This window comes from Clostridium sp. ZBS15 (assembly GCF_023845705.1).
GTDB lineage: Bacteria > Bacillota > Clostridia > Clostridiales > Clostridiaceae > Clostridium > Clostridium aquiflavi.
The window spans coordinates 97734-108608 of record NZ_JAMQHY010000034.1 but is presented as its reverse complement, the minus strand read 5'-3'; the positions used below and the strand labels follow the sequence as shown (position 1 = coordinate 108608).

7 protein-coding genes, 1 tRNA gene and 1 rRNA gene are annotated in these 10875 nt (G+C 26.9%); 8 read left to right on the top strand and 1 reads right to left on the bottom strand.

The genetic code is table 11. From position 1 onward, the window contains the following. The 8 genes from NG904_RS10165 to NG904_RS10130 form a co-directional block, all read left to right on the top strand. Positions 1–217 (top strand): 23S ribosomal RNA (locus tag NG904_RS10165); the annotation flags it as partial. Between the two features lie 59 nt (positions 218–276). Further along, positions 277–351: transfer RNA gene (locus tag NG904_RS10160), tRNA-Asn, on the top strand. A 183-nt stretch (positions 352–534) separates the two neighbouring features. After that, positions 535–1482, top strand: a complete 948-nt coding sequence (locus tag NG904_RS10155) for a polysaccharide deacetylase family protein (protein ID WP_252231508.1) — start codon at positions 535–537, stop codon at positions 1480–1482. 633 nt (positions 1483–2115) lie between these two features. After that, positions 2116–2805 carry a response regulator transcription factor gene (locus NG904_RS10150; protein ID WP_252231506.1) on the top strand — a complete coding sequence of 230 codons (690 nt, stop codon included), beginning with the start codon at positions 2116–2118 and terminating at the stop codon, positions 2803–2805. Positions 2806–2809: 4 nt separating this feature from the next. Continuing rightward, positions 2810–4207, top strand: a complete 1398-nt coding sequence (locus NG904_RS10145; RefSeq protein WP_252231504.1) for an ATP-binding protein — start codon at positions 2810–2812, stop codon at positions 4205–4207. After that, positions 4204–5661, top strand: a complete 1458-nt coding sequence (locus NG904_RS10140) for a hypothetical protein (protein ID WP_252231502.1) — start codon at positions 4204–4206, stop codon at positions 5659–5661. The genes NG904_RS10145 and NG904_RS10140 overlap by 4 nt, the downstream gene beginning before the upstream one ends. A 268-nt stretch (positions 5662–5929) precedes the next feature. Continuing rightward, positions 5930–7312, top strand: a complete 1383-nt coding sequence (locus NG904_RS10135; protein WP_252231500.1) for a TldD/PmbA family protein — start codon at positions 5930–5932, stop codon at positions 7310–7312. Positions 7313–7315: 3 nt separating this feature from the next. Further along, on the top strand, positions 7316–8659 hold the full coding sequence (locus NG904_RS10130; protein WP_252216218.1) for a TldD/PmbA family protein: 1344 nt from the start codon (positions 7316–7318) through the stop codon (positions 8657–8659). Positions 8660–8863: 204 nt separating this feature from the next. Here the strand turns inward: NG904_RS10130 and NG904_RS10125 are convergent, their stop codons facing one another. Continuing rightward, entirely contained in the window at positions 8864–10714 is a 1851-nt protein-coding gene (locus NG904_RS10125; RefSeq protein WP_252231498.1) for an LTA synthase family protein, read from the bottom strand. Positions 10715–10875: the final 161 nt, after the last annotated feature.

The window sequence follows — 10875 nt, the reverse complement described above, 5'->3', positions numbered from 1 at the left end:
ATGGGGTACCAGTAGTGTCGCCAGAAGCATAGCGGGGTAGCTAAGTCGGGACAGGATAAACGCTAAAAGCATCTAAGCGATAAGGCTCCTACAAGAAGAGATTACCCATAGCGTAAGCTAGTAAGGCCCCTTGATGACTACAAGGTTGATAGTTCAGATGTGAAAGGGTGGCAACATATTTAGCTGACTGATTCTAATAGGTCGAGGGCTTGATCAATACATATTTATTATATACATTTTATGTGCAATTTTGAAAGAACAATCTTTCAATTATATTCCGCGATAGCTCAATGGTGGAGCACTCGGCTGTTAACCGATAGGCTGGAGGTTCGAGTCCTCTTCGCGGAGCCAATTTGATATTGTTAAAGTCGATTTGATCGGCTTTTTTTTATTGTCTTAAATTATCTATATATGTAATAATTTTGTAACAAAAACAGAAATGCTGTATTATATAATTATATGTGTAGTAATTTGATTAACTTAATAAATGGACAAACTATATTGAAATAAAAAGATTATGGGGGATAACAGTAAATGAGTAATAATATTAATCATAGAAGAAGAAGTGCTGGAAGAAATAAAAAAAAGAAAATAATTTTATTTTCTTCAATAGTTTTAGTTGTGGTAGTAGCTGGAATGTTATCAGCTAAATATATGCATAGTAAAAGTATTAATGCTGATGCAAGTGAACTTAGTAATAATAATGAAGTACTAGCTGAAAATAAGTCAGAGGGTACTCCGGTAGAAGAGAATAAATTAGACAACTCAGGATACTTAACTGCAGAAGAAGATCCTAATGCTGATTCAGCAGCTTTTGTAGAAAAATACTTATATGAGCAAAGCATTGGTAAGATGCCTGAAGGTGCTAATGGTCATAAGGTTGCATACTTAACTTTTGATGATGGTCCATCAGAAAGTGTAACTCCAGAAGTATTAAAAGTATTAAAAGATAAAGATGCTAAAGCTACATTTTTTACATTAGGAAAATCTATAAATGAAAGCGATAGAACTAAAGAGTTGTTAAAAGAGATAGTTAAAGATGGACATGCAGTAGCTAGTCACACATATTCACATGATTATCATTACTTATATCCTAATAGAATTGTAAGTATTGAAAACTTTATGAGTGATATAGAAAAAAATAATGAAACATTTAGACAAGTTTTAGGAAAAGATTTTGTAACTAAAACTATTAGATTTCCAGGTGGTCTTATGTCTTGGAAAGGCCAAGATACAATAAAAGAAAAGCTTAAAGAAGGTGGATATAGTTATATTGAATGGAATGCATTATCTAAGGATGCAGAAGGAAAAACAAAAGTTGCTTCTGAATTATTAGAAGAAGTAAAGAAAAGTGTTGCTGGAAGAGAAAAAGCAGTTATATTGATGCATGACGCAGCAGGAAAACAAGAAACTGCCAAAGCATTACCACAAGTAATAGATTATCTAAGAGAACAAGGATATGAACTTAAAAGTATAAAATAAATTTAATGTTATTTTCATAAATATATATAAAGAGGCTTTTGAAGTCTCTTTTTTATTCTTTAAGAAACTATATTATCAAAGAATCTGTGGATAAATTAAAGTATAAATTAGATAAAATTTAAGAAATGTATCCTAAAGAATAAAAAATAATCATATGTCGCACCATTATTCATGCACTATGTTTGGAAAGGCTGATGAAATTTAAGGTTATGGATATATTTTTGAATTGACAATGAACAATTGACAATTTAGGATGAAATAACAACGTTATTTCTAAATATATATTTTTTAAGAAAGCCTATGGCTTTCAACCACAATTGTCCATTGTCAATTGTTCATTGAATGGTGGTGTAGCCACTTTTTTATTGTATAGGAAATTATAGAATTTTTGAAGATTGAAAGGCTGATGAAATCTAAGGTTATGGATATATTTTTCAATTGACAATGAACAATTGACAATTTAGGATGAAATCACAATGTGATTTCTAAATATATATTTTTTAAGAAAGCCAGCGGCTTTCAACCACAATTGTCCATTGTCAATTGTAAATTGTTCATTGAAGGGTGGCGTAGCCACTTTTTTATTATAAGAAAAAGATAAATAGGGATAATGTAGATAGGAGGTATTTATTTATGATTAAAATTCTATTAGTTGAAGATGAAGAAAGTATAAGAGGATTTATAAAAATAAATTTAAAAAGAAATAATTTTGAAGTGATAGAAGCAGGAACAGGTGAAGATGGGCTTAAGGCAGCAGAAGAATTTAATATTAATTTAGCAATTTTAGATGTTATGCTTCCAGGTATAGATGGCTTTAAAGTATGCGATGAATTAAGAAAAAGGTATCCTAAAATAGGAATTATAATGCTTACAGCACGTACTCAAGATATGGATAAAATAATGGGATTAGAATATGGTGCTGATGATTATATAATAAAACCATTTAATCCATTAGAACTAATTCTTAGAATTAAAGCAATATTAAGACGAATTGGCGATGAAAATAATGATAAAGAAAATATTGATAAGCTAATTAGGGAACCATTCATAATAGATTTATATTCGCAAAAATTATTTAAAAATAATATAGAAATAGATGTCACCCCAAAAGAATATCTACTCATGAAATTATTTTTAAAAAATCCGAATAAAGCATTTTCAAGAGATGAGCTTTTAAATTTAATATGGGGATATGATTATTTTGGTGATCCTAAGTTAATAGACGTTAATATTAGACGCCTAAGAGCTAAGATAGAAGATAATCCGTCAGAACCAAAATTTATAGAGACAATATGGGGTAAGGGATACAGATGGAAAGGATAATAAAATGAAAAGTATTAAAAATACACTAATTAGAAGTTTTATATTTTTGATATTATTTACTGTTATATGTATGAATGTACTTTTGGGTACATTTGTAAAAAAATATTATTATGATAATGCTGAAACTTTACTAAGAAATCAAATAGAAATAGCAACTAATTTTTATAATAAATACTTATATAAATCAAGTTTGATTGAAAATATATATGACAATGTTGATTCATTTTGGAATAAAAGTAATGCTGAGGTTCAAATATTAGATGAAAAAGGAAACTTACTAATGGATTCAATAGGAGTTTATGATAATAATTTGCATGAAAAACCTGATGTTAAAAAAGCAATTAATGGTGAAAGTGGGAGCTATGTTGGTGATGTAAGCTATAGCAATTATAAAGTAATGTCTGTTTCAGAGCCACTATTAAATGATAATGAAGTCATAGGAATAATTAGATATGTTATATCTTTAGAAGAGGTTAATAATGAATTAAAATGTATATTTTTCTTTTTTATGTTAATATCTATATTTGTATTGCTTTTAGGAATAATTATTAGTTTAATTTTATCAAATAAAATTATAAATCCAATAAAAAGGCTAACTAATATTTCACAAAAAATGGCTAATGGAAATTTAAAAGTTAGAAATAATATAAGTGGAGAAGGCGAAGTTGCTCAACTTGCCAATACATTAGATTATATGGCAGAAGAAATTATAAAAAGAGAAAAGTTAAAAGATGATTTTATATCATCTGTATCCCATGAATTAAGAACGCCATTAACTTCTATAAAAGGCTGGGTAATAACCCTTCAAGATAATAATACTGATGAAGATACATTTAAATTAGGTTTTAATATATTAGAAAAAGAAACAGATAGATTATCTAATATGGTAGAAGAATTATTAGATTTTTCACGTCTTATAAATGGGAAAATGCAATTAAAGAGGGAAAAGGTAAATATAATGGAATTAATAGAATATATAGAAAATTATATGATACCTAGAGCTTTAAAAGAATGCATTAACTTTAATGTATTATCTAATTTAGATAACAAAATATATTATTTAGATATAGATAGAATGAAGCAAGTTCTAATAAATTTAATAGATAATTCATTTAAGTTTGTAGATAAAAGTGGGAATGTTAGTGTTATTTTTAATCAAGGAGAAAAAGATTTAAAAATAATAGTAGAAGATAATGGCTGTGGAATAAGTAAAAGTGATTTACCAAAAATAAAAGAGAAATTCTATAAGGGTGCTAATTCAAAATCTCAAAACGGAATAGGATTATCTATTTGTGAAGAAATAGTTAATCTTCACAATGGATATTTAGATATAGTAAGTGAAGAAGGGAAGATGACTAGAGTTACTATATCAATTCCTAATACAAGGGAGACAGATTTATGAAAAAATTTATAAATATATTTTTAGTTGTTTTTATATCTTTTTTTATAATAGGGTGTAATGATGTGGCACAAAATAAAATTTATAAAATTAAGGCACCAGAAAATAAATCTTTAAGTATTAAAGGCGTTTGGCAAATAAATGACTATAAAATTTTAGATAATGATATATATTCTATTAGTAATAAAAAATTTTCTGTAGGAGAAAATATTGAAATATGTAATGAATATATAAAGCTAAAGAATGTTGAGTATAGAAATATTTCATACAAATTAAAATTAGTTAAAGATGATTATGTTATTTCATATGAAGAAAAATATAGTATAAGAGATCTTAACCTAGACAAAGAAAATTATGAAGTTATATCAATTTTTAATAATAATAATATAATGTTTGAATTTATAGAGAATACGGATAAAGATGGATTTATATTTTACAATGGAGCATTGTATAATGTTAGTTTTATTGATGAAATAAATGATGTTGTAGAAAATGATACAAAAAATGAAGAACATAAGGCAGAAAATAAATTAATTAATGATTATGATTATCCAGTTGGAGTTTATCTAGGCATAAAATCAAAAAATAAAGAAAATAACACAGAAGAGTATAAGACATTATATATTTCATTTAAAAATGGAGAATTACAACCTATAAGAGATAAATCAGGTCTAATAGTTCCTCGTATGAATGGGATTTGGAACATAAATAAAAAATTTATAAATAAAAATGATTATTATTATGAATATTTTGATGCTAAGCCAATTAATAATAAAGATTTTATTAATAATGATAATAAAAATTTAGAAAGTATAGATAAAAATAGATATATAAGTATAAATTTTGTTGGTAATGATTATGTGGCTACAGAGGTATATGAAGGTAATAATTTCAATGGGGATTATGCTAAATATGAGGTTTTACCAATAGATAACATAACGTCTAATATACCAATTGTTATAAGTGATATATTTACCATTGATGTTAATAAAGCTTTTAACCAAGCTTATGATAATATTGTTAATAATTTTTCTGATGAAGAGAAACAAAAATATAGTTCATATATGAATTATAGCAATTTTTCTCTTAAAAGAGTAAATGGAAAATGGACTGTTATTGGTAAAATATCACCTGCTTATGGATTAGAGGGAAGTGGATATGATTATAATTTAAATTTAAAACAAAATAAGAAGTTAGTAAATTATGATTCTCTTTTAATTCCATGGAAAACATTAAAGCGAGAACTTCCAGGAATTAAAGATGCATTTACATCTCCTAACAAAAGAATAGCATTAATTTTAACTGAACAAGGTTTGCTTATAGATGAAATTCAAAATTCAAAAATAAATAATGTTCCACTTGATATAATAGAAATGGATAAAAATGATCAAATTATAATGGCTGAATGGTGCATAGGAGATTATGTTGATACTTGGGCAAAACCATTTTTAAATTAGGCTCTGTTTTAGTAGTGTGTTGATATATGCATAAGCAAAGTGGACTGAGTAATTGAACTTAGGAATGCTAAAATGAGATAATATATAAATTATATATAAAAACTATTAAAGTAAAATTTAAAATTAAGATAGACTTACTATAATATGGGATAGTATTATAGTGGATAATATGAGAATATAAGAGTAGTATAGTTTAAATTATTATAGTAATTGTATTGTAATAAGAAGTTTATTATATAAAAGATTGAAAATATGAGGGAGGATTTATATGTTAACAAAAAGCATTGTATCACAGGTATTAGCAAGATGCTTAATAACTGGGGGGGATTTTGCAGAAATTTTTGAAGATGATTCTGTAAATAATTCCATATCATTAATAGATGGAAAAGTAGAGGATGCTATAGGTGGAAGAAACTATGGTATTGGAATTAGAATTTTTAAAGGATTAAAGAGCGTATATGCATATACAAATAATAATAGTTTAGATTCTTTATTAGAAACAGCTTATAGAGCAGCATTAGCTTTAGGTGATGAAAATGAAAAGGAAAAAAATATTATAATAAATGAGAAAAAGATACAAACAATACATCCAATAATGTTTTATCCTAAGGATGTAAGTTATAACAAAAAGATAGATATTTTAAAGTTAGCTTATAATAGTGCTAAAAATTATAATAGTGAAATTTCGCAGGTTATAACAAGCTATGGTGATAAAGAGCAAAATATTTTAATTGCTAATAGTGATGGATTATATATAGAAGACAAAAGAATAAGAACAAGACTTGGAATAAATGCTATAGCATCTAAAGGATCAGAAAATCAAACTGGATTTGAAGGTCCAGGAAGACATATGGGAATTGAAATGTTTAAAAGTATAGATCCTGAATATCATGGAAAAGAAGCAGCAAGAATAGCTCATACAATGCTTCATGCAAAGAATTGTCCAGCAGGTAATATGGCTGTTGCAATAGATAATGGATTTGGTGGAGTAATATTTCATGAGGCATGTGGTCATGCATTAGAAGCAAGCTCTGTAGCTAAAGGTAATTCTGTTTTTGCTAATAAATTAGGACAGCAAATAGCGTCAACTAAAGTAACAGCTATAGATGATGGTACAATAGTTAATGCTTGGGGTTCACTTAATATAGATGATGAAGGTAATAAAACTCAAAAAAATATTTTAATTGAAAATGGTATATTAAAAGGATATATGATTGATAAATTAAATGGTAGAAGAATGAATATGAAACCAACTGGTAGTTCTAGAAGACAAAGTTATAAATACCAACCAACTTCAAGAATGACTAACACGTATATAGCAAATGGGACAGATAACCCAGAGGATATAATTAAATCAATTTCAGATGGTTTATATGCTAAGAAGTTAGGCGGAGGCTCAGTTAATCCTGTAACTGGAGAATTTAACTTTGCTGTACAAGAAGGATATTTAGTTAAGAATGGTGTTATTAAGGAACCAGTAAGGGGCGCAAGTCTTATTGGAAAAGGTAGCGAAGTTCTTATGGACATTGATATGGTGGGTAATAATTTAGAATTAGCTCAAGGAATGTGTGGTTCTTCTTCAGGAAGTATTCCAACTAATGTAGGTCAACCTATGATTAGAGTTAAGAAAATGACAGTTGGGGGTAGATAGTACATGGAATTTAATTTGTTTAAAGAGAAATTAATGAGTAAAGCTAAAAAATCAGGATTTGATGAATGTGAAATATATTATTCTGATGCAGAAAGTTTAAGTATAAATATTTATGATGGAGACGTTGAAAAATATAAATTAAACAATTCATTTGGATTATCATTTAGAGGAAAAATAAATGATAAAATGGGATATTCATATACAGAGATATTAGATGAAAATTCTATAGATACTCTTATAGAAAATGCTAAAAGTGCAGCTTTAGTTATAGAAAATGATGATACTCAATTTATATATGACGGTGATAGTCAGTATAATGAAATCAATTGTTATAAGGATGAATTGGATAATATAAAACCTGATAAGCTTATAAAATTAGCTTTAGAAATGGAAAGTGAATGTAAAAAGCAATGTGATAAAGTCGTTAATTTTGGTGGCTGCGGAATAGGATATGGAAAATCTAGTTATGGAATATTAAATTCAAAGGGTTTGGATTTATCAACTTCAAGAAATCACTTAACAGCTTACGTAGTTCCAATAATTGAAGATAATAATGAAAAATATGATGGCATGGGATATGTTATTGCAAAGGGAGAATCTGATATTAATCCAGAAAAATTAGCTAAAGATGGACTAGAAGAGGCTCTTTCAAGAATTGGTGGAAGAAGCATAGAATCAGGAAAATATAAAGTGGTTATAAATAATGAAGCTATGGTATCATTACTTGGAACTTTTTCAGGAATTTTTAATGCTGAACAAGCACAAAAAGGACTATCTTTATTAAAAGGTAAAGAAGGAGAAATTATAGCTTCAGATAAAGTAACGTTAATAGATGATCCTCATCTTGAAGATGGACTTGGAACAACGGCATTTGATGATGAAGGTGTTGCAACTTATAAAAAAGAAGTTATAACTAATGGGAAACTAAATACATTATTATATAATTTAAAGACAGCACATAAGGCTAATGTTAAATCTACAGGTAATGGATTTAAATCATCTTATGCATCAATAGTAGGGATTAGTCCAACAAATTTTTATATAAAACCAGGAAAGAAAAACTTTGAAGACATATGTAAAGAGGTTAATAACGGAGTAATAATAACTGAATTTGCGGGCCTTCATTCTGGTGCTAACTCCGTTACTGGAGACTTTTCTTTAGCATCTAAGGGATTTATGATTGAAAATGGAAAGAAGACATTCCCAATAGAACAAATTACAGTAGCAGGAAACTTCTTTACACTAATTAAAGATGTAGAGGAAATAGGAAGTGATTTAAAATTCCCTATGAGTAGCGTAGGTTCACCATGCGTTGTTATAAAGGAATTATCAATAGCAGGAAAATAAATAATATATTGTCTTATAAAGTAAATTCCAATGCCACTATGCAATTATACTAAAATATTAACATTTATTTAAAAAGATATTAATAATATAGTAGATTTATTGAATAAACATAAAAAATAGAAGGACTAATTTTGTAGTCCTTCTATTTTTTATTTAGCTATGTTTTGAATAGGTGTCAAAAAGATAGCCTAATTATATAGAGTATTATTTTTTAAAGTAATTTGCCCTTATCATTTTATCTGATAAATCTAATATTTTTTTGTATGTTTCTTTGTCTTCATCAGAAAGGGTGTTTTGATCTTTTATTGTACCATCTGTTAAGATTGCAAATGATTTATTTGTATTTAGCAGATTTCTTCCTAAAGCAGTGTCTTGATATTTTTCTTTATCCATGCCAAGCATATAAAGTAAAGTTGGCATAACATCAATTTGTCCACCATATAAATCAAAAGTTTTACCTGTTTTTATAGAAGTATCATAAATTACAAGAGGAACTACAGGATTACAAGTATCTAAATACCAATCTTCTTTATTAGATAACTTTTCAATTCCATTATTATAATATTTATGAACTCCTGTGTGATCGCCCATAATAGCTATTACACTATTTTCTAATAATCCTTCACTATCTAGTAATTTTAAGAAGTTACCTATTTGAGCATCTGTATAGTGTAAACTTTCAAAATATCCACCTAATTCACTAGCATCTAATTCAGGATCAAGTCCTAATTCTCTATAATCTTTTGGTATATCAAATGGGCCGTGACTTGTTAATGTTACTGTTAGACCATAAAATGGATTAGATTGTTCTTTTAACATTGGAACAACTTGCTTAAAGTAGCTTCCATCACTTATTCCCATTCCAATTGTTTCATCTGCATTGAATGAATAGTAATCATTAAACTTATCAAATCCTATTCCTTTAAGTCCAGCAGAATAATTCCAAAATGATCCTTTATCAGGATGTATAGCAATATTACTATATCCCTCTTCTTCTAATATATTAGGTAAAGAGTTGTAAGTAGCATTTGGATATCTAAAGAAAGTACTTCCTCTTCTTAATGGAAGCATAGATGTATTAACCATTAAGTCACTATCAGAGCTTGTACCTTCATTAACTTGTTCAAATACATTAGGGAAATAGAAACCATCAGATGTTAATTTGTTCAATACAGGGGTAATTTCTTTTCCATTAATACTTTTGTTTATAACAAAGCTTTCTAAAGATTCAACTTGAATGTAAATTAAATTTTTACCTTTAGATATACCAAAATAATCATTGTTAGGTAAGTTTTCATTTTTCATTTCAAATAATTTATTTAAATTATTTTCATCTTCAGCTGTGAATTTATATGGTTTTGAATCACGATAAACAGTATATAAGTCAAATACATGATATCCTATTGGTGAAAAATATCTAGCTGTATTTGTTGGATCGTAATTATCATATAAATAAGCGTCCTTAACATCTTTATTATTTAGAATATGTATATTAAAAGGAACATAAGCTATAAATAATATTGGCATAATAAAAGTTACAAGGAAAGTTTTAATTGCTCTTTTATTTATTTCAGATACATATTTTCTAGTAAAGTAAACATAAATTCCTAGTACAAATAAATCTATTATAAAGATAAAGTCTAAATGACTAAACATAGAATATATTGCACCAGATAAATTATCTAAATTTGCTGTTTGAGTAGCAATAAGAACAGAAGGAACTGTTAAAAATCCTCTGAAATAACAAACATCTAAGACAATAACTGCAGTTAATAAAATGTTTATTATGAAAATATATACTATCCTTGCTTTTCCTTTAAATAAAAGTGAAAAACTTATGAATATTAAGACGAAAGCTAGATAATAATTTAAGAATGGTCTAGCATATTCATAACCAACATTATAATCAAAACTATAAGGATTGATTCCTGTAATGAATCCTTGAAAGAATATACATTTAAGTACTATAGCAACTAATGGAAATAAAAATAATATTAATTGGTTTAGTGTATTTTTATTAAGTACATTAATAATTTTATTTTTGTAAGAATGCATAAATTCACCTCAATCTACGAATTAATAAAAAAATGATAAAATTAATACAATAATTATTATCAAAGAGTTAACATCTTATATTATACATAAATACATAAATCAAACAACCCATATAAAATTAAACATGATATAATTATCTTATCTTAATTTTATACTTAATA

What these genes read in the sequence shown, in the direction of transcription:
- NG904_RS10155 (WP_252231508.1), top strand. Translation starts at nt 535, where the DNA reads ATGAGTAATAATATTAATCATAGAAGAAGAAGTGCTGGAAGAAATAAA.
- NG904_RS10150 (WP_252231506.1), top strand. Translation starts at nt 2,116, where the DNA reads ATGATTAAAATTCTATTAGTTGAAGATGAAGAAAGTATAAGAGGATTT.
- NG904_RS10145 (WP_252231504.1), top strand. Translation starts at nt 2,810, where the DNA reads ATGAAAAGTATTAAAAATACACTAATTAGAAGTTTTATATTTTTGATA.
- NG904_RS10140 (WP_252231502.1), top strand. Translation starts at nt 4,204, where the DNA reads ATGAAAAAATTTATAAATATATTTTTAGTTGTTTTTATATCTTTTTTT.
- NG904_RS10135 (WP_252231500.1), top strand. Translation starts at nt 5,930, where the DNA reads ATGTTAACAAAAAGCATTGTATCACAGGTATTAGCAAGATGCTTAATA.
- NG904_RS10130 (WP_252216218.1), top strand. Translation starts at nt 7,316, where the DNA reads ATGGAATTTAATTTGTTTAAAGAGAAATTAATGAGTAAAGCTAAAAAA.
- NG904_RS10125 (WP_252231498.1), bottom strand. Translation starts at nt 10,714, where the DNA reads ATGCATTCTTACAAAAATAAAATTATTAATGTACTTAATAAAAATACA.